This is a genomic window from Sinomonas terricola (assembly GCF_034931225.1).
GTDB classification, from domain to species: Bacteria; Actinomycetota; Actinomycetes; order Actinomycetales; family Micrococcaceae; genus Sinomonas; species Sinomonas terricola.
The window spans coordinates 1-26,854 of record NZ_JAYGGQ010000015.1 but is presented as its reverse complement, the minus strand read 5'-3'; the positions used below and the strand labels follow the sequence as shown (position 1 = coordinate 26,854).

Below are 26,854 nucleotides of genomic sequence, written 5' to 3'. Positions count from 1 at the left end.
GCCTCCCGCCGCAGCCATTGGGGGGATGCCGCGGTGGGAGGCTCTGAGAGAGGATCCTAGGTGAACATTGGGTGAAGGATCAAGTCCGACGGACCTAACGTCGTCGTGCGCTTCACAGGCCGGGCGCGGCTGTGCACAGTATCATGTTCCATGTCCAGTATTTTGGACAGAACGGCGGGCATCCCGCGGATCTAACACGGGCGGGCATCCCGCGGATTTAAGGAGTGCAGTGGCACCGAGCAAGTCAGCAGTCACGTCCGAGATCGAGCGGCCGCGCGACGAATCGCCGTCGTCGTCTCCCGCCCCCGCCGTCACGCGAGCCGCCGCGGTCCTCGACGTCCTCGCGTCGTCGCCGAGCGGACGGGCGACTCTCAGCGATCTCGCACGGGAGCTGGGCATCCCCAAGTCATCGACGTCGAACATCCTCCAGGCGCTCGAGGACGCGGGCCTCGTCTCCCGCGAGGGGAGCGATTTCTCGCTCGGCCGGAAGCTGGTGGAGCTCGGGGCGTCATATCTCAACCGCCGCGACGAGATCCGCGAGTTCTACCAGTTCTGCGCCCAGGCCCCGACGCTCGCACATGAGACCGTCCGCATCGCGCTCCTCGACGGCGACCATGTGATCTACCTCGCGCGCTACGAGGGCCATCCTGCGGTGCGCCTCACCTCGACGATCGGGGACAAGATGGCGGCGTCCCTGTGTGGGGTGGGCAAGGCGCTCGTCGCGCGCCTCCATGAGCGCGATTGGGAGTCGATGTATCCGGACGATGCCGAGCTTCCCGTGCTCACGCCGCGCTCGATCCGCACGGGCAAGGCCTTCAAGGAGGAGCTTCGCCGCACGCGCGAGCAGGGATATGCCTTCGAAGACGAGGAGTCGACGCTCGGCGTGGTCTGCCTCGCCGTTCCCGTGCCGACGCGTGGCGCCCATGGCCCCAATCTTGGCGTCAGCGTCACAGCGCTCAAGGCGACGTTCACAGAAGCGCAGAAGGCGTCGATGGTTGCCGAGCTCAAGGAGCTCGCGCGCGCCCTCGGCAATCCGATGGGCTGAGGCACTGACGTGAACTGAGTTCACTCCACTGGACATCCGTTCAGGATTCTGTACGCTATTCAGTACAGTGATCGGTGTCACGCCGAGCTGATGCCTCACCCGCGTCACGCTTCGGCGAGTCCAAAGGAGTACACATGCACACCAGCCCCCTCGACCGCGCCGTCCCGGCGGGTCCGCGGCGCGACGAGGTTGTCGATCCGGTCCAGCTTCGCAGCGCGACGCTCGCGAGCTCGATCGGATCCGCCCTCGAGTACTACGACTTCTACATCTTCGGCCTTGCGACGGCCCTCGTCTTCGGGCCCCTCTTCTTCGCCCCGTTCGGCGATGCCAACATCATCGCGAGCTTCGCTGCCTTCGGCATCGCGTACGTTGCGCGCCCGCTAGGCGGCTTCATCTTCGGATTCATCGGCGACCGCTGGGGCCGCAAGGTCGTCCTCCTCAGCACGATCCTGCTCATGGGCTCGGCGAGTTTCCTCATCGGCGTGCTGCCCACCTACAGCCAGATCGGCGCGGCCGCGCCGATCCTCCTGGTTTCGCTGCGCATCCTCCAGGGCCTCGGCGCGGGCGCCGAGCAGGCAGGTGCCACGACGCTCATCTCCGAGGTGGCTCCGGCCCGGCGCCGCGGATTCTTTGCCGCCCTGCCCTTCGTCGGCATCCAGCTTGGCACTCTCCTGGGGGCTGGGACATTCGCCCTCCTCGGCCTCGTCAACCAGAAGGTTGTCCAGGACTGGCTGTGGCGCGTGCCGTTCCTCTGCTCGTTCATCCTGATCGCCACGGCGGTCGTCATCCGTCTCCGGCTCAAGGAGACGCCTGTCTTCCAGGAGCTCGAGAAGCACCAGGAGGTCGTCAAGAACCCGATCGGCGCCGTCGTCAAGTCGTCGTGGCGCACGGTCCTCAAGGGCATCGGCATCCGCATGGCGGAGAACGGCAATTCGTCGATCTATTCGGCCGTCACGGTGTCCTTCCTCGGCACTGTCGCTGCCTTCAAGGGGGACAAGGCCATCGGGCCCGTCGCGCTGCTCATCGCCGCCGGCGTCGCCGCCCTCGCCGTCGTCTTCTTCGGGGCTCTCTCGGACCGCGTCGGCCGAGTCAAGGTGTACCGCTACGGGGCACTCTTCCAGGCGACCATCGCGATCCCCGCGTTCTATCTGCTCACGCTCGGCCAGCCATGGCTCGTGTTCGTGGTCGTGGCCATCGGCACGGGAATCGGCGTCCAGTCGACCCTGGGCCCGCAGTGCTCGCTCCTGCCGGAGATGTTCGGCGCGACCCGCCGCTTCACGGGCGTCGCGCTCAGCCGCGAGGTGTCCGCCATGGTCGCCTCGGGCCTCGTGCCGTTCGTCATCGCGATCCTCCTCGCGTCGACCCATAACTCGTGGGTCGTCCTCGCCGGCTTCTCTCTTGTGCTCGCGCTCATCACGTTCGGCACGACGTTCACGATCCGCGAGACGAAGGGCCGGGACCTGACGGCTCTCGAGGACGGCGCCTGAGCCGTGCGGCCTGAGCGACGAGCGCGGCCCGGCATGTGCCGGGCCGCGCTCGCGGCTGGGGTGTCGCATCCAGACAGCATGAAGGGGCCTCCGCCGCAGCGGAAGCCCCGTTCCCGTGTCCGGCCCGGCCCGGCGGCCGGGCCTGCTCAGGACAAGCGGGCTGCTCAGTAGAAGTGAACCGGGTCCACGCGGTGCGGGAGCTGCTCGCCGTCGAGGAACTTGCGCAGATTGCCCGCGAAGCGCTCGGCGATGAGCCGGTTCTCCGCCGAGCTGAGTGCCGACGTGTGCGGCGAGACGACGACGCGCGGGTGGTGCCATAGCGGGGAATCTGCCGGAAGCGGTTCGACCGCGAACACGTCCAGGCACGCGTACCCGACCGTTCCGCTGTCGAGGGCCTCGAGCAGGGCAGTCTCGTCGACCACGGTGCCGCGGCCGACGTTGACGAGGATCGTGCCCGGGCGCATGGCGGCGAAGACGTCGCGGCCGATGAGGCGCTCTGTGAAAGGCGTGCCGGGCAGCGTGTTGACGACGGCGTCCGCGGTGCGGACGAGCTCCGGGAGTCGGTCCGCCGTGGCCACCTCGTCGATGCCGGGGATGGGATCGGCGTGGCGTTTCGTCCCGCTCACGCGCATGCCGAGGGCGCGGGCGAGGCGCGCCGTCTCGAGCCCGATTTCGCCGAGGCCCGCGATGACGATGTGCGAGCCCGAAGCAAGGCGCGTGGGAATCCGCAGATCCGGCCAGTGCTTCGCGCGCTGGTCGACGGCGAGCTCGGCGGTGCGCTTGAGCCCGTTGAGAATGCCCATGACCGCAAACTCGGCGAGCGGGAGCGCATGGACGCCGGCCGACGTCGTCACGGCGACGCGCTCGAGCTCGGACGTCGAGACGCCGCTTGCCTTGACGGCGCCGCCCGCGCCGGCCGCCATCGCGTGGACCCAGCAGAGGCGGGGGTTCTCGGCGACGACGCGAGCGAACCCGGCGGGGGACTCGTTCGGAAAGCCGTACAGGATGTCGGCCGAGTTGACGAGTTCCCAGTACCGGGCTTCGGCAGCTGGGGAACGCGTGAAGTCCGGGTCACCGGAGTGGTCCGCCGGAAAGCGCTCGGGCGGGAGGAGGTCCGGCTCATAGAGCACCGTGATGCCAGGGTCGACGGCGCGGATCGCGTCGACGTGCTCGGCCTCGAGGGGGACGGCGATGGCCACCTTGAGCTGCCCGTCCGGGGGGGACGCGGGTGCGGGGAAGGACGATTCTGGAGTCATGTGTCCATTCTACTGAATGACGGCTAATATACTGAACAGACATCGTGAGAGGAGACCACGTGGCACTGGACAATGAGGTGCGCGCCACGGTCGGGTTCGTCGGACTCGGCCTCATGGGAGGCCCCATGGCCGCCAACCTCTTGGCAGCCGGGTGGCGAGTGAGGGGCTGGAACCGCTCGGCCGGCGCGTACGCGCCCTTCGTCGAGGCGGGCGGCGAGCCTGTCGAGTCGGTGGCCGACCTCGCAGGCGCGGATTCCATCGTCTTCATGCTTCCGGACCTTCCCCTGATCGAGGATGCTGCCGCGTCCCTCCTCACGGCGTGGGCTGCCGAGCCTCCTGCGAGGAGAACCCGCGTCGTCGTCATGAGCAGCGTCTCTCCCGTGGGCGTCAAGCAGTTCGGCGCCGCCGTCGCCGACGCAAGCGGGGGGCGCGCCGTCGTCGTGGACGCCCCCGTGAGCGGCGGTCGGGCCGGTGCCGTCGAAGGCACGCTCGCGATCATGGTCGGCGCCGAAGCCGGCGATTTCGCCGCGCTCGCGTCGCTGTTCGGCGCTATGGGCACGAACGTGGTCCACCTTGGCCCGCTCGGCGCCGGCTCCCTCGCGAAGGCCTGCAATCAGCTCATCGTCGGGGCGACCGCGGCGGCGCTCGCCGAGGCGGCGGTGCTCGCCGAGGCCGGGGGCCTCGACGTCGCCGAGCTCTTCGGCGTCCTCTCGGGAGGCCTAGCGGCCAGCCGCGTCATGGACCAGCTCGCGCCGCGCATGACGGCACGCGACTACACGCCCACCGGGCCGAGCAAGTTCATGCTCAAGGATCTTCGCTTCGTCGAGGCCGCCGCGTCGGAGGCCGGCGCCGCCCTGCCTCTCGCTCGCGCCGCCCTGGCCGTGTACGGGGACCTCGTCGACGAGGGTCTCGGAGATCTCGACCTCGCCGTCGTCCACGAGCTCGCGCGCCGCCGCTCGGGCCTCGCGTCCACGCCACCCCAGGAGGAAATCGTTTCATGAGCGCGCTTTTTGACCTCACCGGCCGGACGGCCCTCGTCACGGGCTCGAGCCGCGGGATCGGCAACGCCCTCGCTCGAGGCCTCGCGGCCGCGGGCGCCACGATCGTGCTGCATGGGCGGGATCCGGAGCGGGCAGAGGCGGCTCGCCGCGAGCTGGCGTCCGAGCACGGCGAGGACCGCATCCACGCGGTGGCCTTCGACGTCACCGATCCCGAAGGCGCCGCGGCCGGCGTCGCCGAGGCCGAGGCCAAGGCCGGGACTCTGCGGATCCTCGTCAACAACGCCGGCATTCAGCACCGAGTCCCCCTCTTCGACCTCGATCCGGCGGATTGGGATCGGGTCATCCGCACCGACCTGACGAGCGCCTTCCTCGTGGGCCGCGAGGCTGCGCGGGGCATGGCCGAGCGAGGCGCCGGGAAGATCATCAACATCTGCTCGGTGCAGACCGACCTCGCGCGGCCCTCGATCGGGGCCTACACGTCCGCGAAGGGCGGCCTCCGCAACCTCACCCGCGCGATGGCGGCCGAGTGGGCGGCCTCGGGCCTCCAGATCAACGGCATCGCCCCGGGCTACATCCACACCGAGATGACGCAGAACCTCGTCGACGATCCCGAGTTCAACTCCTGGATCCTCGGCCGCACGCCCGCTCGCCGATGGGGAACGGTCGAGGACATAGCAGGGCCCGTGGTGTGGCTTTCCTCGGATGCGTCCGACTTCGTCAACGGTCAGACGATCTTCGTCGACGGCGGGATGACCGTCGTCGTGTGATCCGCCGACGCCGCGTCCGCGCCGCCGTGTGTCGGGCGCGTTTCGCGCGCCTCACGCGTGACGGGCCGTGTGGCAGCGGGAAAGTTAGGTAGACCGAAATAGGCTGTCAAGAAAAGGCGCGCCCGACCGCTGTCGACTAGCGTTGTCCTCAGGCACTGGCTGTGGCCCCGGGCCCGCGAACCCACGCGGGCGGGGCCCCGAGAAACGGAGAGTACATGTCTGCACAGATCGGCGTCACCGGCCTCGCGGTGATGGGCGCGAACCTCGCGCGAAACCTTGCTCGCAACGGCTACACCGTGGCGCTGCACAACCGCTCCGTCGAGAAGACCGACACCCTGCTTGCGAAGCACGGCGACGAGGGCGACTTCGTCCGCACGGAGACCCTCCAGGAGCTCGTCGACTCGCTCGAGAAGCCGCGCCGCGTGCTCATCATGGTCAAGGCCGGCGCACCCGTCGACGCCGTCGTGGACCAGCTCGTCCCGCTCCTCGAAGAGGGGGACATCGTGATCGACGCTGGCAACTCGCACTACGAGGACACGCGCCGCCGCGAGGCAGCACTCGCCGAGAAGGGCCTGCACTTCGTGGGCGTCGGCGTCTCGGGAGGCGAGGAGGGCGCGCTCAACGGACCGTCGATCATGCCCGGCGGTTCGAAGGAGTCCTACGACGCTCTCGGGCCGCTGCTCGAGAAGATCGCCGCCAAGGCCGCCGATGGCACGCCCTGCTGCGCGTGGATCGGGACGGACGGCGCGGGCCACTTCGTCAAGATGGTCCACAACGGGATCGAATACGCCGACATGCAGGTGATCGGCGAGGCCTACGACCTGCTCCGCAGCGCCGGGATCGAGCCGGCCGAGCAGGCCGCGATCTTCGAGGAGTGGAACAAGGGCGAGCTGTCCTCGTTCCTCATCGAGATCACCGCCGAGGTGCTCAAGCACGTCGACGCGAAGACCGGCAAGCCGTTCGTCGACGTCGTCGTGGACGCCGCAGGCCAGAAGGGCACCGGCCGCTGGACGGTCCAGTCCGCCCTCGACCTCGGTTCGCCGGTCTCCGGCATCGCCGAGTCCGTCTTCGCCCGCGGCATTTCGTCGCAGCGCGCCCAGCGCGAGATCGCACAGGAGACCCTCGCCGGCCACGAGGCCGAGGTGAGCCTCCCCGAGAACTTCGTCGAGGACGTGCGCCAGGCCCTCTACGCGTCGAAGCTCGTGAGCTACGCGCAGGGGCTCGACATGCTCTCGAGCGCGGCGAAGGAATACGGCTGGGACCTCAAGCTCGACGAGATCGCGTCGCTGTGGCGCGCGGGCTGCATCATCCGCGCCGAGCTGCTCAAGGACATCATGGAGGCCTACAAGGGCGAGGAGAAGCCCGCGAACCTCCTGTTCGCCCCGGCGTTCGTCAAGTCGGTCGGGGACGCCGTCCCGGCGTGGCGCCGCGTCGTCGCGACCGCCGTCCAGCTCGGTATCCCGGTCCCGGTCTTCTCGTCGTCGCTCGCGTACTACGACGGCCTGCGCCGCAAGCGCCTCCCGGCCGCCGTCATCCAGGGCCAGCGTGACCTCTTCGGGGCCCACACGTACCAGCGCGTCGACGGCGAGGGCACGTTCCACACGCTGTGGGGCGAGGATCGCTCGGAGATCTCGGCGGTCGACACCCACTGACCCGTCCCGCGGGGCGCACGAACGACGGCGCCGCCCACCTCGCGCGAGGTGAGCGGCGCCGTCGTCCGTCTGACCGCGGCGACGCGCGGGTCAGCGGTGCACGTCCGATCGAGGGCGGCGCAGGGTGAACGTCTCGAACGTCTCAAGGCCGCCGCCCACGCCCGTCACGTTGTAGTACGTGACCTTCATGGTCGTCTCTCCGCCCGCGGCGCCAGGATCGACCTCGAACGCGCCGAACCCATAGGAGTTCGCCGCGTCGCGCACGGCGGACCAGGGCGCCTGCTCGTGCACGTAGACCGGAGTCCGGTGCCCCGAGGACGGGTCCGGCTGCGCCGACACGGAGACGATGACGCGGCATTCGGGCGGCGTGAACAGGAGCTGGTTCGACGGCGCTGACGTCCCGCCGCCTCCCAGGATCATGTGCACGGTGCCCTGCGTCGTGTCCACGGTCTGGGTGTCGGTCGCAGTCGGCACCGGGGTGAGCGTCTGGTTCTGCTGCTGCCCGCGGATCGGGTGGGAGCGCTCGTAGTGGTGCTCGTGCCCGCACACGACGAGGTCCACGCCGTACTTGTCGAAGAGCGGCACCCACTCCTGCCGAATCCCGAGATCGGCGCCGTTGAAGTTGTTCGCCGTGCTGATGGCCACCTGGTGCATGCACACGACGATCCAGTCGATGTCCTGGCTCGACCGCGCCTCAGCGAGCTCGCGTTCGAGCCACGTCTTCTGGGCACTGTCCGAGTAGCCGCGCACGTACGTGTTGCCGCCGTCCTGGTAGCACACGTCGTCATTCGCGAGCGAGATGACTCGTACCGCGCCCACGGTGAAGCTGTACCAGAGGCCGCGCGTCACGTCCGTCTGGCCGGAGGCCTCGGGAACCTTGAAGTACGTCTGGTACGCCTCGTAGCCGATGGGGCCGTTGCCCCGCTCGTTCTCGTGGTTCCCCGCCGCAGGCATCCATGGCCGGTTCCGCGCGCTGCGTGAGTTGTTTGCCCAGAAGTCCCACCACGTGCGGATGCGGTCCGTGGCGATGTTGGCGTAGCAGAGGTCGCCGTTGAAAAGGTGGAACATCGGCTGGACGCGCTCGACGCCGCCCGTCGTGTCGCCTGCCGCGGGGGAGCCGAGGTTGTCGTTGACCCACGTCGTGGTCCCCGCCTGCTTCCTGCCGAGCGTGGGCGTGCCCTGGTCGCCGAAGCTCGTGAACGTCACGCGGGCGCGCCCGCGCGGCCCCGTCGTGAACGTGCCGAACTCGGGCGTGGCGCCCTCGTGGACGGCCGCGTACAGGTAGCCGGTCTCCGGCTTGAGCCCCGTGAACGCCGCGTGGTGGGCGTAGACAGTCCGGCCCGACTTGCCGTCGACGTAGCTCTTGGTCGTGGCGGCGACGGAGGCCGCGAAGTTGCCGTGACCGTCCCCGAGGAGGGCCCGAGCGTCCGCGACCGGCTGGAGCGTGTGCCACGAGATGACCATGGCGCTCGACGCGTCGGTGCCGAACTGCAGGTGGAGGCCGTCGACGGTCGGGACGGCCGCGGGATCGGTCGCGGACAGCGAGCCCGGGAGGTCCTTGCTGGACGAGGCGGGGGAGCCCGGCGCGGCCTGGGCGGGGGAGGCGAGGGCTGCGGTGCCGGCCGCGGCGACGAGGCCAGCGCCGATGAGCAGACGACGCCGGGTGACGGGGGAATTCTCGGGAGGGGTCGTTGTCATGCGCCGAGCATGCCAAGGCGGCGACGACGGCGGGCGAACGCCACGTGAACGGCTTGTGCCGCGGCGGGGAACAAACGCGTCACGTTGGGAGCGTCAAGTGTCCCCTCGCCGACGGCGGCCAGGCTCAGATGTAGTAATATTCCGCCGGGTCGACCGCGGGCTTCGTCTCCTTCTCCGCGTCGCGGTGGCGCCACGTGGCCGGGATGCCTGTCACGATCGAGTTCGGCGGCGCGTCCTTCACGACGACGGCGTTGGCGCCCACGGCGCTGCCCGCCCCGATCGTGATCGGCCCGAGGACCTTGGCGCCCGCGCCGATCGTCACGCCGTCCCCGATTGTCGGGTGGCGCTTGACCTTGGCGAGGGACCGCCCGCCGAGCGTCACGCCGTGGTAGATCATGACGTCTTCGCCGATCTCCGCGGTCTCGCCGATGACCACGCCCATGCCGTGGTCGATGAAGAACCGGCGGCCGATCGTGGCACCCGGGTGAATCTCGATCCCCGTGAGGAATCGGCCCGCCTGTGAGATAAGCCGCGCGGGGAAGCGGAGCTCCGGATTCTGCCACATCCGGTGCGTGAGGCGGTGGATCCAGATCGCGTGAAGTCCGGAGTAGGCGAAGAAGTTCTCGACGTTGCCCCGGGCTGCGGGGTCGTGGGCCCTCGCGGACTCGAGGTCCTCGAGGAGCCGCGCGAAGGTGCGCTTGATCAATGACACAGAGATCTTTCTACCGCAGCCCGGGCGCCGAGGCGATTCCTAGCTGCGGATGTCGTCGAAGAGGACAGTGGAGATGTACCGTTCGCCGAAGTCGGGAACAATGGCGACGATGAGCTTGCCCGCGTTCTCCGGGCGCTTCGCGAGCTCGAGCGCTCCCCACACCGCGGCCCCCGCGGAGATGCCGCCGAGGATGCCTTCCTGGGTCGCGAGCGCGCGCGCCGTCGCGACGGAGTCCTCGAGCGTCGCGTCGAGCACCTCGTCGTACACGTTGGTGTCGAGCACCTCGGGGACGAAGTTGGCGCCGATTCCCTGGATCTTGTGCGGGCCCGGGGCGCCGCCGTTGAGGATGGGGGAGTCCTTCGGCTCGACCGCGACGACCTTGACGCCCGGCTTGCGCTCCTTGAGGAGCTGGCCAGCCCCGGTGATCGTGCCGCCCGTGCCGATGCCGCCCACGAAGATGTCGACCTTGCCGTCGGTGTCGTTCCAGATCTCCTCGCCGGTCGTGGCGCGGTGGATCGCAGGGTTGGCCGGGTTCGCGAACTGCTGGGCCCAGATCGAGTTCTCGGTGTTCGCGACAATCTCCTGGGCCTTCTCGACCGCGCCGCGCATGCCCTCGGAACCCGGGGTCAGGACGATCTCGGCACCGTAGGCGCGAAGCAGCACGCGACGCTCGGTCGACATCGTCTCGGGCATCGTGAGGATGACCTTGTAGCCGCGCGCGGCGCCCACGAGCGCGAGCGCGATGCCCGTGTTGCCCGAGGTGCCCTCGACGATCGTGCCGCCCGGCTTGAGCGCGCCGGACTTCTCCGCTGCGTCGATGATCGCGACGCCGATGCGGTCCTTGACACTATTGGCCGGGTTGTAGAACTCGAGCTTGACGGCGACGTCGGCGCCGAGGCCTTCCGTGAGGCGGTTGAGCCGGACGAGCGGCGTGTTGCCGACCAGCTGGGTGACATCGTCGTAGATGCGCATGGGCTTCCTTTGTTGTCGAGACGTGCCGCTTCCGCGGCAGCATGGGCGGGCCGCGCTCAGCCTAGCGATGCGCCGAAATGACGGCTACACGTCAAGCCACGCCGAGTAATATTTCCTCGCCTTCGCCAGCTTGGGATTGATGATCACGTGGCAATAGCCGGCGTCCGGATTCTTCGCGTAATAATCCTGGTGGAATTCCTCGGCGGGATAGAACGTGCTTGCCCGGGTCACCTCGGTCACGATCTGCCGGTCCCAGAGGTGCTGATTCCTCTCGATCGCCTCCTCGAAGAGGAACTTCTCCTCGTCGTCGACGTAGAACATCGACGAGCGGTACTGGGTCCCGACGTCGTAGCCCTGGCGATTCGGCGTCGTCGGATCATGGATCGCGAAGAAGAGGTCGAGCACTGTCTTCGGCGGAATGACCTCCTCGTCGAAGGTGACCGCGACGACTTCGGCGTGGCCCGTCATGCCGCTGCACACGCTGTAGTAGTCGGGATTCGGGAAATGGCCGCCGATGTAGCCCGAGACGACGGAGCTCACGCCTTTGGTCTTCTGGTACACGGCGTCGAGGCACCAGAAGCATCCGCCGCCCAGGATGAAGGTCTTCATGCTGCCTACAATGTCCGGGACAAGCGGAAGATTCCCGAGAGAGGACTGAGCCTTTGTCTGACGAGAGCTCCGCGCCCGAAGAGCCCATTCGCGCAGCCGGGATCCCCGCCCAGCAGCCGGCCGAACTTTTCGCCGAAGGAGCCGAGGCGACGGCGGGCGAAGGCTTCGAGGCAACGAACGACGACGGCGCCGCGCCGGCTCCCGCTGCCACTCTCGCCGAGGTGCTCCTCGCCATCGAGGAGCTGTGGCCCGAGTCGCTTGCCGAGGACTGGGACGCCGTCGGGCTCGTCACGGGGCGCCCCTCGCACGAGGTCTCGAAGATCCTCTTCGCCGTCGATCCCGTGCTCGAAGTCATCGAGGAAGCCGTGGGCTGGGGAGCCGACCTGCTCATCACGCACCACCCGCTCCTCCTGCGGGGCGTCCACTCGGTGGCCGCGAACACCCCGAAGGGCCGGGCAGTGCACCGCCTCATCGAATCGGGCACGGCACTCCTGACCGTGCACACGAACGGGGACAGCGCCGTCGGGGGCGTCTCCGACGTCCTCGCGGACGCACTCGGGCTTGAGGACGTCGAGCCGCTCGCGAAGTCGGCCAACGGCCTGCCGGAGGAGGGAATCGGGCGCGTCGGAAGCCTTCCGGAGCTCACAAGCCTCGCCGACTTCGCCGGCGAGCTCTTCGCGCTCCTCCCCGCCGTCGCCGGGGGAGTGCGGGTCTCCGGCGACCGCGACGGGCTCGTTCGGCGTGTCGCGATCTGCGGAGGGGCTGGAGACAGCCTCTTCGAGAACGTGCGCGCTGCGAATGCCGACGTCTTCGTGACGGCGGATCTCCGGCACCATCCCGCTTCCGAGGCTCGCGAGGCGAGCCCGGATGGGCGCCCTTATCTCGTCGACGTAAGCCATTTCGCGAGCGAGTGGCTGTGGCTTCCGGCGGCCGCCCAGGCCCTCGACAACGTGCTGCGAGATCAGGGCCACACAATCGACATCAGGGTCTCGACGGTCAACACCGACCCGTGGGACTTCATCCTGACGCCGAGCGAGGGATAGAGTCGCAGCCACGAGCCGACGATCCGCGAGGAGGCATCATGCCGAAGGCGCCCGCCGCCGAACAGCTCAAGCTCTTGGACCTCCAGGCCCTCGATGCGAAGCTGCGCTCTCTCGACGTGCGCCGCAGGGCGCTTGAGGCCGATCCGCGGCTCGGCCGCGTGAACGACTCGCTCGCCTCTGCCACCAGAGCGGCGGGAGAGGCCGACCGCGCCGTGAGGGACGGCCAGGCAGAACTCGTCAAGGCGGAGGACAGCGTCGCCCAAGTCGCGGCACGCATCGAGAGGGACGAGGCGCGGCTCTATGCCGGCGGGCTCTCGAAGGATCTCCAGGCCCTGCAGCAGGACATTGCGGCCCTTTCGTCGCGCCGCTCCGACCTCGAGGACGCCGAGCTCGAAATCCTCGAGCGGCTCGACGGCCTCCGGGCCGAGCAGACCGCGGCCGCCGCGGCCCTCGACGCCGCCCGGGCGGCCTCGTCGGCGCTGCGCGCGGAGCTCGACGCCCAGATCGCCGAGATCGCCGAGGAGCGGGTGCACGTGGCGCAGGACAGGGAGGCCTTCGCGGCCCGGATCGACGGCGCGCTCGTCGAGGTCTACGAGAAGACCCTCGCGAAGCGAGGCGTCGGGGCCGCGAGGCTTTTCCACGGGACGTCCGAGGGCTCGGGCATGGCGCTGAGCCCCGGCGACCTTGCGGCGATCAGGGGCGCGGCCGAGGACGACATCGTGTTCTGCCCCGACTCAGGCTGTATCCTCGTCCGCTCGCCCGAATGGGTCTGATGGCCGCAGGGCCTGAGGGCAGACAGCGGGGCTTCGCGGCCTAGCGCGGCGGCACGAGGACGCGCACGAGCGCCTCGAGTTCGGGGATCGCGGCTGCCTCTGCGAGCGCTTCTTCGAGCACTGCGTCGTGTGTCGGCCGTGCTTCCCCGAGGAGCGCGCGGCCGGTTGGCGTGAGCTCGGTGTAGATGCCGCGGCGGTCGTCCACGCAGAGGACGCGAGTCAGGAGTCCGCGATCTTCGAGCCGCGTGACGAGCCGGGTCGTTGCGCTGCTCGAGAGGGCAGCGGCGCGTGCGAGCTGCTGCATCCGCATGTGCCATCCGGCCTGACGGCTCAGCGCATCGAGCACGGTGAACTCGACGACCGAGAGCCCGTGCTCTTTCTGCAGCGCGCGCTCGAGGCTGGCCTCGATGAGCCCGTGCAGTGCGGCGAGCGTGCGCCAGCCTCCCGCGCGAATCTCGACTGCGTCGTCGGCGACGCCCATTTCAGCTCCCTTGCAGACGAACCTGACTTCCTCAGTATACCAGCTTGCGCACATAGTCGGCGTGTGCAAGGATTTTAGTTGCACGCACAATTAATGCATGCGCTGCTTTTGCTCGTAGGAAACTCCACGTCTCACTGAAGGATTCAGCATGCCTGTTGCCCTCTACGCACTCGCCATCGGCGGATTCGGGATCGGTCTCACCGAGTTCGTCATCATGGGACTGCTGCCTGAGGTGGCGGCTGACTTCCGCGTCACCGAAACCGTGGCCGGCTACCTCATCTCCGGCTATGCGCTGTCCGTTGCCGTCGGCGCGATCGCCCTCAGCGCCGTGCTCGGGCGGGTCGACCGCAAGAAGGCGCTCCTCGGGCTCCTTCTCCTGTTCATTGCCGGCAACCTCATGTCCGCGCTCGCCGGCACGTACTCCCTCATGATGGCGGGCCGGATCGTGGCCGCCCTGTGTCACGGGGCGTTCTTCGGAATCGGGGCCGTCGTGGCGGCGGACCTCGTGGCAGAAAGTCGCCGCGCCGCGGCCATCTCGATCATGTTCGCGGGCCTCACCGTCGCCAACGTGCTCGGTGTTCCGCTCGGCACCCTTCTCGGCCAGGCAGCCGGCTGGCGCTCGACCTTCTGGGCGATCACGGCCGTCGGCGTCTTTGCCTTCGTGGGCATCGTCGTCCTTGTGCCCAGCCGGGGCGCCCACGACGGCGGCCACGGGATCCTCGCCGAATTCAGGATCTTCGCACGCGGCCAGGTGTGGCTCTCGATGCTCGTGACGGTGCTCGGCTATGGCGGGATGTTCGGTGCCTTCACCTACATCGCCTTTACCCTCACGCGCGTGGGCGGGTTTGACGCGGCCCAGGTGCCTTGGCTGCTCGTCCTGTTCGGCGCGGGCCTCTTTGTCGGCAACCTCGTGGGCGGCCGATTCGCCGACCGCAGCCTCGCCCGCACCCTCGTGGTGCTGTTCTCGGCGCTGGCCATCGTCCTCGCCGCGTTCGCGCTCACCGCGTCATCCCAGCCTGCGACGATGGCCGCCCTCGTGCTCGTGGGCGGATTCGGCTTCGCGACCGTGCCGGGACTCCAGATGCGGATTATGAATTTCGCTGCCGCCGCCCCGGCGCTCGCCTCAGGCGCCAATATCGCGGCGTTCAATGTGGGCAATGCCTTCGGCGCCTGGGTCGGCGGCGCTGCGCTCGCGGCAGGGCTCGGCTACACCTCGCCGCTGTGGGCGGGAGCAGCCGTCACGTTCGCGGGGCTGCTCGTGTACCTCGGGGCGGCCTTCGGGCGAGGCGGCGAGTTCGCCCGAGAGTCCTCCAGGGATCCGGGCGCGGTCGGGGCACTCCGGTAGAGGAGCCGGCCGTCAGGACCGAGCCGGGTGCCCACGCCGCCGTGATCTCGGGCGCGGGCTCAGCCTTCGAGCACGAGGACGAGCGAGCTCGGCCGGCGGGCCGTCCCCTCGGCCAGCTCCGCGGTCCAGCCCTCCTGGGCGACGGCGAGGAGGGCTTCGGGCGAGGTCGGCGCCTTCCCACGGCGTGTGAGCAGATGGCGCACGAACTCGCCCCGGTGGTGCTTCGCGAAATGGCTCACGACCGTGCGCTTCCCGTTGCGCTCGGTGACGACGTCGACCGTCACAGTGCGATCCGCGGGCGGCGCATAGGCCGCGGCGTACGTGCTTGACCGGCAGTCGACGACGAGGCCGTCGGCAGCGCGCTCGGAGAGAGCCTCGCGGAGGCGCGGCTTCCAATAGGATGCGAGGCGCCCAAGGCCGGGCAGCGCCGCCGACATCGACAGCCGATAGGCCGGCACGGCATCCGCGAAGCCGACGGCGCCCCAGAGCGCGGAGACGACGACGATCCATTCGTCGGCCTTGCGGCGCTGCGCCGGGGTCAGGGACGCGTAGCCGAGCGCCTCGTAGAGGACACCCGAGTAGACCCGGTGGGCGGGGGCCGCCGGTTCGGCGTGCAGCCGCCGGTTCCGTTCGACGTCGTCCGCTAGCGACGCCCCCACGCCGAGCGCTTCGAGGGCATCGTGCCGCCCGCTCACCTCGGCAAGGGCCTCCATGACCTCCTTCCGCGCAACCTCGAGGCCCGGAAAGCTCAGGGCAGAGAGGTCGACGGCGGCGCCTCGCGAGGCTGGGGTCTTGCCCTCGGAGGGCGGAAGGAGGATGAGCACCACGGAATCCTAACCGTCCTGAGGCGGATGCGCGCAGACGCTAGAATGCTGGGGCGAGGTCAGGTTGGCTGGGCGATTGCGGGACTCCTTCCCTCGGGGGTGGAGTCGCGAGGAAAGTCCGGGCTCCGCAGGGCAGGGTGGTGGGCAATACCCACTCGGGGAAACCCGCAGGCCAGTGCCACAGAAAACAGACCGCCCGGGCAGCACGCCCGGGTAAGGGTGAAACGGCGGTGTAAGAGACCACCAGCTCCTCGGGCGACCGGGGAGGCTCGGTAAACCCCACTCGGAGCAAGGCCAGACAGGGCGCGTTCGAGGGCTGCCCGCCCGAGCGTCCGGGTAGGCCGCTTGAGGCCGCCGGCAACGGCGGTCCTAGATGGATGATCGCCTCCCGCGTCCGGGCAACCGGGCACGGAGACAGAACCCGGCTCATAGGCCGGCCTGGCCTCGCACCTCGCCCTCCAGGCCGCCTCAGGTCAGTAGCCGTAGGGGTTCTGCGCGGCATAGATCCCGACGACGAGGTAGAGGAGGAGGGCGAGCGCGCCCCATCCGATGCCGATCCATCCCCAGACGACGGCGAGGCGCGAGGCGTTCGCGGACCCTGCAGGGTCGCCGCGGTTCCACCGCGCCGCCACCTGAGCAGACATGACGACCGCCACGACGCCGAGCGGAACGAAGGAGAGGATCGAGACGAGCAGGCCCGTGATGCTGAGTCCCCAATGCTGCGAGGGAAAGCCGCCCGTGGTGGTGGCCCCGACTTCTGGGCGGGGCCGCTGCGGTCCTTGCTGCGCCGGTCGTCGCTCGGGCGTGTGCGGTGCGGGCCTCTGCGGAGCTGGTCTTGCTGGGTCCGGCCTTCGCGCCTCGGGCGGAAACGACGTCGGGCCGGGCGTCATGACCGGCTCAGGAGGCAGCGAGCCCGCGGGAATGAGGTCGCGTCGGATCCGGGTGATTTCGCGCGCCGTGCTCGCATAGAGGTCCCGCCGGTTCTCGAGCATCGCGAGCAGCTCGAGCGCCGCCTCGCGTTCCCGGGGCCGCTGGAGCGCGTCGGCGAGCTTGCCCGCGATGAGGCGCTGCTCATCGTCGGCCAGCGTCGACCGGTGGAGCATCTCGGCGATCCCGCCGAAGTAGGACGCAGGAAGGGGTGGCGCGGGCGGAAGCTCGGGGGGCAGTGCGACCGCGGGCGGCAGGCCGCTCAGGACGTTGGCGAGTTCGATTCCGGTCGTGAGCGTGGGCCGCGTGAAGTCGATGTATTGGCGCGCGGCAATGTCTGGCGGGAGGAGGTCATCCCGGATCTCCCGCACCTTGATCGGAATGATCGGCTTTCCGAGCGAGAGCGCATAGACGCGTTCCGCCCTCGCCGCCTCCGACTCCAGGAGTTCGGCGGAGACCGCCACGATCACGGCGTCGCAGCGTCGGAGCTGATCCAGGATCTCGTTCCACCATTCGTGGCCGCCCTCGAGATTGCTGTCGATCCATGCCTCGTGGTGCATTGCGACAACGGCCTGGCGGATGCGGTCGGCCGCGTCCCGGTCCGCCCGGGCGTAGGAGATGAAGACGAGCCGGCCGCTGCGCGGCCCGGTGATGTCGGCGGGGATGGCCATGGCGGATCTCCTAGGCGAGGTCCGGAGCTGCCACCCCCGCAACAGCTCCGGGGTTCCGTGTGGGGTCAATCTGGATGGGGTCGATCTTGGTTAATCCAGTGACTGTTGTAATGAGGATACGCCCGGGTTGAACGGCGCGCCAGATCTCTCCGGCGCGGATTCTGCGTCACTCGTTGTGGGACGCGAGCCACATCGTGTGCTCCCTGCTGATGGCTTCTTCGGCGTCGGACACGGCGTGGGACCAGCCGTCCTCCTCCACCTGCGAGAGAAGGTCCTCTTGCAGCGTGAGCTCGCGGCTTGCGAGGCTGTAGGCCGCCGCGAGCTGGGCATATTGCTTGAGTGCAAGCCACGCTGCGCCCGAACCGATGGCCGCGCCGAGGATTCCGGCGAGGTCGATATCGAGGGTCTTCGTAACGCGCAGGGTCGAGGCAGACACCGCCGCGATCTCAGCGGCGACCAGCGCGGATCTCCACAGGTCCGCCTTCCGCTTGCTCTGCCGGGCCTTGCCCGCATACCAGTTGCGCTGGTCCCGGGTTCGCCGCTCCAGGTAGGCGGCTCGCCGCGTCTCGAAGCTGCTGTGCCGCAAAGCCGTCATCGACTCCGTGACGAGGGGGCTCGCGGCGGACATCGAGACCTTGTCCCCTCCCTTCTGGAGAAGCAGCTCGGCTCGCTCCCGTAGGATCCGCCGTGCCTCGGCGTCGCCGAGGCTCGACGCGAACGGATCACCCCCGACGGCGTAGCACCAGGCCATAGTCTTCATGGATTCGGCAAGTGCCCGGCCCGAGTACCAGTCCCGTTCGGGCTGGAGGAAGGCCAGGACGAGTTCGGCGACAAGGGCCACGAGGAATCCGGCAAGGGCCACAAGGGCACCCGCGTCGAGGCTCGAGGCGGACCACGTGATGGCGCCGCCGAGCGCTCCGGCGACGGCGCTCCAGAGCCGCGTTCGGTTCAGGGCGAGGTAGGCGCGCTGGGTCGCCAAGGACGCGGCGTCGGCGTCCTTGAAGAATCCGGGAAGATCCAAGCCATTGTCCATGTGGCCCTCCCTCGAAAGCGGCCGAGGGGCCGGGGCCCCATACCGCGTGACCGCAGTGTAGAACCGCGTGCGGGGGCCCGCCAGCTCCCGCGAGCTCGAGCCTGTGAGTGACTTCACATGGCATGCCGGATTTGAAGCTGGCCTTGATCGGTAGAATTGATGGTGAACGTAGAAGTTCAGGAGCCGGCTCTGCGATCGCAGGACCGGCCTTTTTCGCGTCAGGCATCGGTACGCGGTGCCGCGCGCCCAGCGCACAACGGTGTGCGCGACACTGCAGAGAAAGGCACCTGTGTGAGCAAGACGGAGTCCGCCCGTGTAATGGAAACGGCCCTTGACGCGTGGATCGGCCGAGAGGCTGCAGCAGAAGAGATGATCCCTCTGATCGGGCGCCTGTACCGCGAGAACAACGTCGTGACATCGGTCCACGGCCGGAGCCTCATCAACCAGTCGGTTGTCGGCCTCCTCAAGGCGCACCGCTGGGCTCGCCAGATCGACAGCGAGGAGCTCGACCTCGAGGAGACCCTCCCGATCCTCAAGGCGCTCGACGAGCTCGAACTCGGCGCCGCGTCGATCGACATCGCGCGCCTCAACGAGAAGTTCCGCGAAGACGGCGGGGCCCGGAGCCTTGAAGACTTCCTCCGCGATGAACTGGCCGCGATCGTGGGGCAGCACGGAGCGGATCCGCGCGGCAGCACCGACGTCGTCCTCTACGGCTTCGGCCGCATCGGACGCCTCGTGGCCCGCATCCTCATCGAGCACGCGGGTGGCGGCCACGGCCTGCGCCTGCGGGCGATCGTGGTCCGCAAGGGCTCTGACAAGGATCTCGTGAAGCGCGCGAGCCTCCTGCGCCGCGACTCCGTGCATGGTCCCTTCGAAGGCACGATCACGGTCGACGAGGAGAACAACACGATTCTCGCCAACGGAACCCTCATCCAGGTCATCTACTCCGACAACCCCGCGACGGTCGACTACACCGCGTACGGGATCGAGGACGCGATCGTCGTGGACAACACGGGCAAGTGGCGCGATGAAGCGGGCCTCTCGCAGCACCTCGAGAGCAAGGGCGTGGCGCGCGTCCTCCTGACGGCCCCCGGCAAGGGAACGCTCCCGAACATCGTGCACGGCATCAACCATCGCGATCTCACGGAGCAGGACCGCATCGTCACGGCGGCCTCGTGCACGACCAACGCCATCACCCCCGTCCTCAAGGCCGTCAACGACAAGTTCGGCGTGCTCCACGGGCATGTGGAGACGGTCCACTCGTTCACGAACGACCAGAACCTCACCGACAACTTCCACAAGGGCGACCGGCGCGGCCGCTCGGCCGCGCTCAATATGGTGATCGCCGAGACCGGCGCGGCAAAGGCCGTCGCGAAGGCCCTTCCCGAACTCGCGGGGAAGCTCACGGGCAACGCGATCCGTGTTCCCACCCCGGATGTCTCGATGGCCATCCTCAACCTCAACCTCGAGCGCGAGACGACGAAGGACGAGGTCAACACGTACCTCCGCGACGTGTCCCTGCACTCGGAGCTGCGCAAGCAGATCGATTACATCGCCTCGCCCGAGGTCGTCTCGACGGACTTCGTCGGTTCGCGCCGTGCTGGCATCGTGGATGGCCTTGCGACGATCAGCAACGGGACGAACCTCGTGCTCTACGTGTGGTACGACAACGAGTTCGGGTACAGCTGCCAGGTGGTGCGCGTGCTCGAGGAGATGGCGGGCGTCAACGCGCCGTCGTTCCCCGAGAACGCAGCCGCCCGCCCGGCCCATGACCTTTTCGCGACATCTCGGTAAGGTCACTGGATTCGCCCAGCAAGCGGGGGCAAGATGCAGCTATGGAAGCGACTGAGCACGAGAGCACCCTCGAACACGCCCTCGATGTGGCCAAGGCCAACGCCAAGCAGGCACGGCTCCTCTTGGACCATGCGAAGGCCAAACTCGAGGCCGGTGAGGTCTCTCCCGGACGGGTCGCCCAGCTCGAAGAGCTGCTGCGGACGGCGGAGGAAGACCTCGTCCGGGTGACCAGGGAACAGTAGCCCGGCTGACACGTTCACGATGAAGGGCGCCGCACCATTTGGTGCGGCGCCCTTTGCCGTGTCGCCGCGCGCCTTGCGGCCGCGGGAACTCCGGGCGGGAAATCAGTGGCCGAACGGATCCGGGTCGACGCCCGGCATCCACGTGAGGCCCGGCACACCCCAGCCGTGGGTCTTCGCGGCCTTCTTGGCCTTGCGGGCGTACCGGTCCGGGAGCTTGTCGACATAGAGCTTGCCGTCGAGGTGGTCGTATTCGTGCTGCATGACGCGGGCGAACCAGCCGGTGGCCACGAAGTCGACCGGCTCTCCATCGCCGTCGAAGCCCTCGACGTGAGCCCAGTCCGCGCGCTTGAGCGGGTAGCTCTCGCCGGGGAAGGAGAGGCAGCCCTCCTCGTCTTCCTCGGGGTCGGGAGCCGTGCCTGGGACCTTGGAGAGGGTCAGCCGCGGATTGACGACGGCGCCGCGTGGCGGCACGCCGTCGTCGTTCTGGTACTTGTACACGAAGATCCGGAGGCCCACGCCGATCTGGGGCGCGGCGAGGCCGACGCCGTTGGCGGCGTCGTTCGTCTCGTGCATGTCCTCGATGAGCTCGCGGAGATTGTCGTCGAACTCGGTCACCTCGGCGGCGCGCCGGTGGAGAACGGGCTCTCCCCAGATGGTCACGGGGTGGACGGTCATGGGCATCCCTCGGTGTCGTGGACAGTGCTGGATCGCGGACCCAGGCGGATGACGAGCAGGGCCGACGCGCAAGAGGCCGCACGGTGAACCGTGCGGCCTCTTGCCGGGATGACCCTCTCGGGGTGAGTAACGGGGGTTGAACCCGCGACCTTCTGGACCACAACCAGACGCTCTGCCAACTGAGCTATACCCACCACGCAACCCGCGACGAGCGCGCAAGAATTCCTGCACCCTCTGCGCCGGCAACGAGTAACAGTCTACCTGCTGTTAACGAGTGCTTTTGCCAGTTTGAGGCGTCCGCGGAGATTTTTTCTCCGACGAGGCGCGCGTCACACTCCCGCGGCCGCTGCGCCCGAACCGCTCGCGGCCGCCGAGATGCGCGCGGAGATCTCTTGGGCCTTCGCGGAGTCCGGCCCGGGGTGCGGGACGAAGATCGCCTCACGGTAGTAGCGGAGCTCGTCGATCGAATCGCGGATGTCGCCGAGGGCCCGGTGGCCGCCGGTCTTCGCGGGCGCCTGGAAATAGGCGCGCGGAAACCACCGCCGCGCGAGCTCCTTGATCGTCGAGACGTCGATGATCCGATAGTGCAGGTGCTCGACCACCTCCGGCATGTCCCGCGCGAGGAACATGCGGTCGGTCCCCACCGAATTGCCGCCGAGCTGGGCCTTCTTCGGCTCCGGCACCCACGCCCGGATGTAGGCCATGACCTCGGCCTGCGCGGCGTCGAGGGTCAGGCCAGCTGGCAGCTCGTCGAGCAGCTTGGACGTCGTATGCATCTCGCGCACGAAGTCGTTCATGCCGGCGAGCGCCTCGTCCGTGGGGCGGATGACGACGTCGACCCCGTCGCCGAGGATGTTGAGCTCTGCATCGGTCACGAGGACGGCGACCTCGATGAGGGCGTCGCGGGCAATATCGAGGCCCGTCATCTCGCAGTCGATCCAGACGATGCGTTCAGCGTGGTTTGACACTCTGCCAATGTACCCGAGGCGCGCTCACCGGGTTGGGAGGAAGGGCCCGATGCTAGACTGAAGCCCTCCCGCCACTGATCGAAGGGTGACCCATGTCCGCAACGCGCTTTGGCTTGCTCGGGAGGGTTTTCGACTGGCTGAAGTCGCTCTGGACCGCGCTCCCCCCGGTAGGCGTCAACCAGCCCCCGCACTGGGCCCTCGGGCAGGGCTTCGTCGGCTCGCTGCTCATGGTGTATGGCTCGTTCGGCGTGGGCCGGCTCGCGGACGCGTCACCGCTCACTCGCAGCCCGTTCTTCATCGCGCTCCGCACGGAGAGCTGGGGCGTCACGTCCTGCATCCTCGCCTTGGTCGTCGGGGCCATGCTCCTGACCCGGTCGTGGCTGCGACTCGGCCAGCGCCTCCGATACTGGGGCCCGGGAACGGTGCGGCCCGTCGTCCTCGCGACGGCGCTGTGGGGCCTTCCGCTCGCGTTCACGGTGCCGATCTATTCGCGCGACGTCTACGCGTATGTCGGCCAGGGCCGGCTCATGACCGCCGGCCTGAACCCGTACACGACAGGCATCTCGGCGCTCAACAACTGGCTCGAGCTCGGGACGGACCCGTCCTGGGCGTCGACGCGGACCCCCTATGGTCCGTACTTCCTGTGGCTCGAACGGTGGGTTGTCCAGCTCACGGGAGGCCAGCCCGACGTCTCAGTGCTGCTCTTCAGAATCCTGGCCCTCGCAGGAGTCTTCCTCTGTGCGTACTACGGCTTCAAGCTCGCGCAGCTCCACGGCGTGGACGGTGCCCGGGCGGTGTGGCTCACGGTCGCGAACCCGCTGTTCCTCATCAGCTGCATCGCGAGCGCCCACAACGAGGCGCTCATGATCGGCCTTGCCGTCGCAGGCGTCTACTACGCGGCGCGCGGGAACTGGTTCCTCGGCATCGTGCTCACGACGGCGTCGATCGGGATCAAGCCGATCACCGCCGTCGTCCTTCCCTTCGTGGGCCTCCTGTGGGCGGGGCCGCGCGCGACCTGGCTGCGCAAATTCCTGTGCTGGGCGGCGACCGGGCTCATCAGCCTCGGCCTCTTTGCGGCGAGCTCGCTCGCGTACGGGCTCGGCTTCGGGTGGGTCAACGCTATCGTCGACCCGACCCCGGGCTTCATCGCCTACACGCCGTCGGGCTTCGCGAGCAACGTCGTCGCGTGGCTCGGGAGCACCGTCGGCCTCGACGGCGGCTCAATCGCGGACGCGTTCCGCACCGTCGTCAAATGGATCGGCGTCGGCCTTGCCGTCCTGCTCATCCTGCGCGGCGACGGCAACAAGGCAGTGCGGCGCCTGGGCCTCGCGTTCATGTTCATCGTGGTCCTCGGCCCGATCATCCAGCCGTGGTACGTGCTCTGGTTCATCCCGTTCCTCGCCGTGACGGGGATCCGGGACAACTGGGAGATCAAGCTCTGGTACCTGACTGTCGTGTTCTTCGTGGTCTTCGGGGCGCAGGACCAGCTCTACGTGTTCGGCTTCGTGAACACGCCGCTCGCGCCCGAGGCGATCGCGGGCATCACGGCGGTTGCGTTCCTTGCCTACCTCGTGCTCATCGACCCCAAGACGCGGCGCATCGTCTTCGAACGGCCCGCAAGCCGTCAGAACCTCGCGGCCCGCAGCTCCTGATCGACGGCGGGGGCGCCCTTCCGCCCGAGGCGGACGAGTCGGATCGCCGCCCACACGAAGAGGGCGACGAGCAGGACATTGCGGACCGTGAGCACGAACGCCATGGTCGGGTTGTTGTGGCTCAGCGCGTCGTAGAACAGCGGGTAGACGACGAACGTCGCCACTGCGATGCCGAGCAGCAGACGGGCCGGCACGCGCCACGCCGCGCGGTCCTGGGCGAGCCCGAGCGCGACGACGGGGCCGAGCCACACGATGAACTGCGGCGAGCCGACCTTGTTGAAGACGATGAACGCGCTCACCATCGTGAGCGCGCCCGCGAGCAGGAGCTCGGCACGGTCCTCATGGCCGCGCTTCTTGCCTTCGTGCAGGGCCCAGAAGATCACGATCGCGACGGCGAGCGCGATGACGACGAAGAGCGGCTGCATGAGGGCCGAGGCGATCGTGCTGCCCGGCCCGTCGACCTGCATCGAGTTGATCTCGGTGTTCATGTACATGCGGGCACCGCCGATCCCGAGGACCGACATCCAGAGCCACGGGGTCGTGAAGGTCGCCTCAAGCTGCATGCCCCGCGAGCCCTGCGTCGTGAGGAAGTCGAGGAGGTGGGGGAATACCCCGAGCGCCTGGGCGACGGCGGCAACCGCAGCGGTCACGAGAGCTCCGCCGACCACGACCTTCCAGCGGTCGCGGACGACGGCGAAGAGCGGTACGAGCGCGGCGGCGGGCCACACCTTCATCCACGTCGCGAACGCGAGGATCGCCGACGCGGCGAACGGGCTAGCGACCCCGAGGCTCAGTCCCAGGAGCACGATCGGTGCCGTCACGCCGTCGACCCTTGCGAAGCCGAGCGTGCCCATGATGGCGATGAAGACGAGCCACCACCAGCCTGCGCGGATGCCCTCGGGCTTCTTTCCCCACCCGCTCAGGACGCCGAGGGCAACCCCGTTGAGCGCGGAGGTCAGGACGACCCACAGGATGAGGAAGGGGCCGCCGCCGAGCAGACCGGAAATCCAGATCGGCAGAAGGCCCGCGATCGGGTACACCCACGGCGATGGCTGGACGTTCTGCGGGAATCCCCCCACGGCCCAGTCGCGGTAGATGTTCGTGTCGCTGAAGGCCTGCCCCTGCAGCACGAAGATCGACATGAAGGCGAGGTACCCGAGGTGCACCACGAGGTATCCGGCGAGCAGGCCCCGGGGCGTCAGGAGCCACCGACTCGACTCACGCGGCCCGGCGGCATGATTGCTGTGGTCTGCGGGGCGGGGGGTCTCGATCGAAATGGCGGTCTCCTCAGAGTCTTGCGAGGGCCGCTGACGGCAGCGCGGCCGCCTGCCAGTTTATCAGCGGGCCGTTCTGGGGCCTCGGCGGCCTCTCCCGGCGGCTGCTGATAGCATCGAATCGATGTCACGCCGAGCGGTCAGCCGTGTGGGCAGCACCGTGCGGCGAGCGCAAGGCGCCGAGCGAGCATGCCGGGCGGGAGACCGTTTGGTGCCTTCCTCGACAGTAGGGACTCCGATGCCTGAGCCTTCGGCTGGCGGCAGCCTGAGCGCCGTGCCCGGCGTCGGGACCATTGCCGCCCTGCCCCGGGGCGGGGCTGTTGCTGTCTGGCAAGGCACGGCCGCCTCGCTGAGCATGATGCTCGGCGGGCTCGGGGTCGGGTGGATGGCCAGTGGCTCATCGCTCATCCGCGTCCCCTTCTTCATCGCGCTGCGGGACAATCCCGTGCTCGTCGTAGTGTGCACGGTCCTCGTCGCCTTCGGCGGGCTGCTGCTCGTGCGCGCGTGGCTGCGGCTCGAGCAGCGCGTGGGGGACTGGAGCGCCGTCCGTCCCGCGGTCCTCTTCCGCATCGCGGCCCTGTGGTGTGCGCCGCTCATGGTGACCTTTCCGCTCTTCAGCCGCGACGTCTACGCCTACATCGGCCAGGGCCGCCTCATGATGGCTGGGCTCGACCCCTACGTGAACGGCATCTCGGCGCTCAACAACTACCACAACCTCGGTCCCGACTCGCTCTGGACCGAGGCGCCCACGCCCTACGGGCCGCTCTTCCTGTGGATCGAGCAGGGCGTCGTGTGGCTCAGCGGGGGAAACCTCGAGATTGCCATCGTGCTGTTCCGCGTCGTCGCTGCCGTGGGGATTGCGCTGTGCGCGGTCGCCGTCGTGGGCCTTGGGCGGCACTACGGCCTCGACCCGTCGCGCACCCTGTGGCTCACGGTCGTGAACCCGCTTTTCGTCATCAATTTCATCGCGAGCATCCACAATGACGGGCTCATGCTCGGCCTGCTGCTCGTGGGCCTCCTCGCTGCCGTGCGCGGCCGCCACGTCGTCGCAGTCGTCCTCGTCACGCTCTCGATCGGGATCAAGCCCATTACGCTCATCGCGCTACCGTTCATCGGGCTCATCTGGGCGGGCCGGAATGCCGGATGGGGCCGCAAGATCGCGTGTTGGGCGGCGACCGCGGGGATCTCGGGCGGGCTCCTTGCCGCTGTCGGCGCGGCGACCGGCTTCTGGTTCGGGTGGCTGCCGGCCATGACGACATCGGGCACGGTCTGGATCTGGTACGCGCCGTTCGGCCTGCTTGCCGCAACCGCCGGCGCCGTCGTCCAGATCTTCAGCGGGCCGGCCGACGTCGTGTCGGAGGCCGTCAAGACGGTCGGACGCGTCGTGGGGATCGTCGCCGCCGCGTGGTTCGTCCTGAGGGGGAGCAGCGACAAGATCATGCTCCGGATGGCCCTTGCGTTTACCGCGATCGTGGTAACGGCGGCCATGATCCAGCCGTGGTACGTCACGTGGCTCATGGCCTTCTTCGCGCTCGTCGGCGTGACCGACGGGTGGCGGCTGCGCGCGTACTACCTCGTGACGGTGTTCTTCACGGTCATTGCACTCACCGACCAGCTCGATGTGTTCGAGTGGATCCCCATAGTGATTGTGCGGGCCGTGGCGATCGCGTTGAGCGTGGCCTTCGCGGCGTACATCATGCTGTGGGATTGGAAGACACGCGTCCTGTTCGGGCCCGGCGCTGCGATGGGCCGGGTCACCGCCTCGCGCTAGACTGAACAGGCACGCGGCACGCTGCGCCCGCCCCAGTAGCTCAGCGGATAGAGCAGGGGCCTTCTAATCCTCTGGTCGGGGGTTCGACTCCCTCCTGGGGCGCTCTGTGGTGTCTCGGGACATCGGCTACAGATGTCTCGGGACATCGACGACACCCCCGGTCTTCGGACCGGGGGTGTTCT

At 68.7% G+C, this 26,854-nt stretch carries 24 protein-coding genes, 2 tRNA genes and 1 other RNA gene; 14 read left to right on the top strand and 13 right to left on the bottom strand.

Translation table 11 applies throughout. From position 1 onward, the window contains the following. Positions 1-229: 229 nt before the first annotated feature. Positions 230-1,045 carry an IclR family transcriptional regulator gene (locus SPF06_RS17440; RefSeq protein WP_323280406.1) on the top strand — a complete coding sequence of 272 codons (816 nt, stop codon included), beginning with the start codon at positions 230-232 and terminating at the stop codon, positions 1,043-1,045. Positions 1,046-1,179: 134 nt separating this feature from the next. Beyond that, complete coding sequence (locus SPF06_RS17435; protein WP_323280405.1) at positions 1,180-2,532, top strand: MFS transporter; 1,353 nt, start codon at positions 1,180-1,182, stop codon at positions 2,530-2,532. A 164-nt stretch (positions 2,533-2,696) separates the two neighbouring features. On the opposite strand, the gene SPF06_RS17430 is transcribed toward SPF06_RS17435, so the two are convergent. After that, positions 2,697-3,788 carry a D-2-hydroxyacid dehydrogenase gene (locus SPF06_RS17430; protein ID WP_323280404.1) on the bottom strand — a complete coding sequence of 364 codons (1,092 nt, stop codon included), beginning with the start codon at positions 3,786-3,788 and terminating at the stop codon, positions 2,697-2,699. 59 nt (positions 3,789-3,847) lie between these two features. On the opposite strand from SPF06_RS17430, the gene SPF06_RS17425 reads away from it, so the two are divergent. The 3 genes from SPF06_RS17425 (at position 3,848) to gndA (ending at position 7,208) form a co-directional block, all read left to right on the top strand. Then, entirely contained in the window at positions 3,848-4,789 is a 942-nt protein-coding gene (locus tag SPF06_RS17425; protein WP_323280403.1) for an NAD(P)-dependent oxidoreductase, read from the top strand. Continuing rightward, entirely contained in the window at positions 4,786-5,556 is a 771-nt protein-coding gene (locus SPF06_RS17420) for a glucose 1-dehydrogenase (RefSeq protein WP_323280402.1), read from the top strand. The genes SPF06_RS17425 and SPF06_RS17420 overlap by 4 nt, the downstream gene beginning before the upstream one ends. Positions 5,557-5,771: 215 nt before the next feature. Then, complete coding sequence (gndA, locus tag SPF06_RS17415) at positions 5,772-7,208, top strand: NADP-dependent phosphogluconate dehydrogenase (protein ID WP_323280401.1); 1,437 nt, start codon at positions 5,772-5,774, stop codon at positions 7,206-7,208. A gap of 90 nt (positions 7,209-7,298) precedes the next feature. Here the strand turns inward: gndA and SPF06_RS17410 are convergent, their stop codons facing one another. From SPF06_RS17410 to msrA, 4 genes are all read right to left on the bottom strand, one after another. Then, positions 7,299-8,906, bottom strand: coding sequence for a purple acid phosphatase family protein (locus tag SPF06_RS17410; protein ID WP_323280399.1), 1,608 nt, complete (start codon positions 8,904-8,906; stop codon positions 7,299-7,301). A gap of 124 nt (positions 8,907-9,030) precedes the next feature. Then, positions 9,031-9,609: a serine O-acetyltransferase EpsC gene (gene epsC / locus SPF06_RS17405; RefSeq protein ID WP_323280508.1), complete on the bottom strand. Its 579-nt coding sequence runs from the start codon at positions 9,607-9,609 to the stop codon at positions 9,031-9,033. Positions 9,610-9,657: 48 nt separating this feature from the next. Continuing rightward, the gene (gene cysK, locus SPF06_RS17400; RefSeq protein ID WP_323280398.1) at positions 9,658-10,590 is read right to left on the bottom strand and encodes a cysteine synthase A; all 933 of its coding nucleotides are present in this window, start codon (positions 10,588-10,590) and stop codon (positions 9,658-9,660) included. Between the two features lie 84 nt (positions 10,591-10,674). After that, positions 10,675-11,199, bottom strand: coding sequence for a peptide-methionine (S)-S-oxide reductase MsrA (gene msrA / locus SPF06_RS17395; protein WP_323280397.1), 525 nt, complete (start codon positions 11,197-11,199; stop codon positions 10,675-10,677). Between the two features lie 53 nt (positions 11,200-11,252). Here msrA and SPF06_RS17390 point away from each other — a divergent pair, with 53 nt between their 5' ends. Further along, positions 11,253-12,242 (top strand): Nif3-like dinuclear metal center hexameric protein, encoded by a 990-nt coding sequence (locus SPF06_RS17390; RefSeq protein WP_323280396.1) that lies wholly within the window; start codon positions 11,253-11,255, stop codon positions 12,240-12,242. Positions 12,243-12,280: 38 nt separating this feature from the next. Then, positions 12,281-13,015, top strand: coding sequence for a zinc ribbon domain-containing protein (locus tag SPF06_RS17385; protein ID WP_323280395.1), 735 nt, complete (start codon positions 12,281-12,283; stop codon positions 13,013-13,015). Positions 13,016-13,055: 40 nt separating this feature from the next. Here the strand turns inward: SPF06_RS17385 and SPF06_RS17380 are convergent, their stop codons facing one another. Continuing rightward, positions 13,056-13,496, bottom strand: coding sequence for a MarR family winged helix-turn-helix transcriptional regulator (locus SPF06_RS17380; RefSeq protein WP_323280394.1), 441 nt, complete (start codon positions 13,494-13,496; stop codon positions 13,056-13,058). Positions 13,497-13,644: 148 nt separating this feature from the next. On the opposite strand from SPF06_RS17380, the gene SPF06_RS17375 reads away from it, so the two are divergent. Continuing rightward, on the top strand, positions 13,645-14,841 hold the full coding sequence (locus tag SPF06_RS17375; protein ID WP_323280393.1) for an MFS transporter: 1,197 nt from the start codon (positions 13,645-13,647) through the stop codon (positions 14,839-14,841). A gap of 59 nt (positions 14,842-14,900) precedes the next feature. Here the strand turns inward: SPF06_RS17375 and SPF06_RS17370 are convergent, their stop codons facing one another. Beyond that, positions 14,901-15,665, bottom strand: coding sequence for a YaaA family protein (locus SPF06_RS17370; RefSeq protein WP_323280391.1), 765 nt, complete (start codon positions 15,663-15,665; stop codon positions 14,901-14,903). A gap of 60 nt (positions 15,666-15,725) precedes the next feature. Here SPF06_RS17370 and rnpB point away from each other — a divergent pair. Next, positions 15,726-16,110: RNase P RNA component class A (gene rnpB / locus SPF06_RS17365), an RNA gene on the top strand. A gap of 28 nt (positions 16,111-16,138) precedes the next feature. Here the strand turns inward: rnpB and SPF06_RS17360 are convergent. Next, positions 16,139-17,263 carry a TIR domain-containing protein gene (locus tag SPF06_RS17360; protein WP_323280390.1) on the bottom strand — a complete coding sequence of 375 codons (1,125 nt, stop codon included), beginning with the start codon at positions 17,261-17,263 and terminating at the stop codon, positions 16,139-16,141. A 166-nt stretch (positions 17,264-17,429) separates the two neighbouring features. Further along, a complete protein-coding gene (locus SPF06_RS17355; protein ID WP_323280389.1) occupies positions 17,430-18,296 on the bottom strand; it encodes a DUF4231 domain-containing protein in 867 nt (288 codons plus the stop codon). Between the two features lie 318 nt (positions 18,297-18,614). Here SPF06_RS17355 and SPF06_RS17350 point away from each other — a divergent pair, with 318 nt between their 5' ends. Continuing rightward, a complete protein-coding gene (locus SPF06_RS17350) occupies positions 18,615-20,090 on the top strand; it encodes a glyceraldehyde-3-phosphate dehydrogenase (RefSeq protein WP_323280507.1) in 1,476 nt (491 codons plus the stop codon). Positions 20,091-20,131: 41 nt separating this feature from the next. Beyond that, entirely contained in the window at positions 20,132-20,332 is a 201-nt protein-coding gene (locus tag SPF06_RS17345) for a hypothetical protein (protein WP_323280388.1), read from the top strand. A 102-nt stretch (positions 20,333-20,434) separates the two neighbouring features. Here the strand turns inward: SPF06_RS17345 and def are convergent, their stop codons facing one another. From def to orn, 3 genes are all read right to left on the bottom strand, one after another. After that, positions 20,435-21,007, bottom strand: a complete 573-nt coding sequence (def, locus tag SPF06_RS17340) for a peptide deformylase (protein ID WP_323280387.1) — start codon at positions 21,005-21,007, stop codon at positions 20,435-20,437. Positions 21,008-21,128: 121 nt separating this feature from the next. Beyond that, positions 21,129-21,201 (bottom strand) — tRNA-His (locus SPF06_RS17335). 135 nt (positions 21,202-21,336) lie between these two features. Beyond that, positions 21,337-21,975 carry an oligoribonuclease gene (gene orn / locus SPF06_RS17330; RefSeq protein ID WP_323280386.1) on the bottom strand — a complete coding sequence of 213 codons (639 nt, stop codon included), beginning with the start codon at positions 21,973-21,975 and terminating at the stop codon, positions 21,337-21,339. A gap of 92 nt (positions 21,976-22,067) precedes the next feature. On the opposite strand from orn, the gene mptB (SPF06_RS17325) reads away from it, so the two are divergent. Then, positions 22,068-23,627 carry a polyprenol phosphomannose-dependent alpha 1,6 mannosyltransferase MptB gene (gene mptB, locus SPF06_RS17325; protein WP_323280385.1) on the top strand — a complete coding sequence of 520 codons (1,560 nt, stop codon included), beginning with the start codon at positions 22,068-22,070 and terminating at the stop codon, positions 23,625-23,627. Here mptB (SPF06_RS17325) and SPF06_RS17320 read toward each other — a convergent pair. Further along, positions 23,600-24,796 carry a glycosyltransferase 87 family protein gene (locus SPF06_RS17320; protein WP_428985789.1) on the bottom strand — a complete coding sequence of 399 codons (1,197 nt, stop codon included), beginning with the start codon at positions 24,794-24,796 and terminating at the stop codon, positions 23,600-23,602. The genes mptB (SPF06_RS17325) and SPF06_RS17320 overlap by 28 nt on opposite strands. A 343-nt stretch (positions 24,797-25,139) precedes the next feature. Here SPF06_RS17320 and mptB (SPF06_RS17315) point away from each other — a divergent pair, with 343 nt between their 5' ends. Continuing rightward, positions 25,140-26,672 carry a polyprenol phosphomannose-dependent alpha 1,6 mannosyltransferase MptB gene (gene mptB, locus SPF06_RS17315; RefSeq protein WP_323280384.1) on the top strand — a complete coding sequence of 511 codons (1,533 nt, stop codon included), beginning with the start codon at positions 25,140-25,142 and terminating at the stop codon, positions 26,670-26,672. Between the two features lie 29 nt (positions 26,673-26,701). Then, positions 26,702-26,774: transfer RNA gene (locus SPF06_RS17310), tRNA-Arg, on the top strand. The last annotated feature ends 80 nt before the right edge of the window (positions 26,775-26,854 follow it).

Bases quoted from the DNA above. Each gene is read 5' to 3' on its own strand.
- SPF06_RS17385 (WP_323280395.1), top strand. From the start codon at position 12,281: ATGCCGAAGGCGCCCGCCGCCGAACAGCTCAAGCTCTTGGACCTCCAG.
- SPF06_RS17420 (WP_323280402.1), top strand. From the start codon at position 4,786: ATGAGCGCGCTTTTTGACCTCACCGGCCGGACGGCCCTCGTCACGGGC.
- gndA (WP_323280401.1), top strand. From the start codon at position 5,772: ATGTCTGCACAGATCGGCGTCACCGGCCTCGCGGTGATGGGCGCGAAC.
- SPF06_RS17380 (WP_323280394.1), bottom strand. From the start codon at position 13,496: ATGGGCGTCGCCGACGACGCAGTCGAGATTCGCGCGGGAGGCTGGCGC.
- SPF06_RS17375 (WP_323280393.1), top strand. From the start codon at position 13,645: ATGCCTGTTGCCCTCTACGCACTCGCCATCGGCGGATTCGGGATCGGT.
- SPF06_RS17360 (WP_323280390.1), bottom strand. From the start codon at position 17,263: ATGGCCATCCCCGCCGACATCACCGGGCCGCGCAGCGGCCGGCTCGTC.
- SPF06_RS17430 (WP_323280404.1), bottom strand. From the start codon at position 3,788: ATGACTCCAGAATCGTCCTTCCCCGCACCCGCGTCCCCCCCGGACGGG.
- SPF06_RS17355 (WP_323280389.1), bottom strand. From the start codon at position 18,296: ATGGACAATGGCTTGGATCTTCCCGGATTCTTCAAGGACGCCGACGCC.
- SPF06_RS17350 (WP_323280507.1), top strand. From the start codon at position 18,615: ATGGAAACGGCCCTTGACGCGTGGATCGGCCGAGAGGCTGCAGCAGAA.
- SPF06_RS17345 (WP_323280388.1), top strand. From the start codon at position 20,132: ATGGAAGCGACTGAGCACGAGAGCACCCTCGAACACGCCCTCGATGTG.
- def (WP_323280387.1), bottom strand. From the start codon at position 21,007: ATGACCGTCCACCCCGTGACCATCTGGGGAGAGCCCGTTCTCCACCGG.
- msrA (WP_323280397.1), bottom strand. From the start codon at position 11,199: ATGAAGACCTTCATCCTGGGCGGCGGATGCTTCTGGTGCCTCGACGCC.
- mptB (WP_323280385.1), top strand. From the start codon at position 22,068: ATGTCCGCAACGCGCTTTGGCTTGCTCGGGAGGGTTTTCGACTGGCTG.
- cysK (WP_323280398.1), bottom strand. From the start codon at position 10,590: ATGCGCATCTACGACGATGTCACCCAGCTGGTCGGCAACACGCCGCTC.
- mptB (WP_323280384.1), top strand. From the start codon at position 25,140: ATGCCTGAGCCTTCGGCTGGCGGCAGCCTGAGCGCCGTGCCCGGCGTC.
- SPF06_RS17435 (WP_323280405.1), top strand. From the start codon at position 1,180: ATGCACACCAGCCCCCTCGACCGCGCCGTCCCGGCGGGTCCGCGGCGC.
- SPF06_RS17410 (WP_323280399.1), bottom strand. From the start codon at position 8,906: ATGACAACGACCCCTCCCGAGAATTCCCCCGTCACCCGGCGTCGTCTG.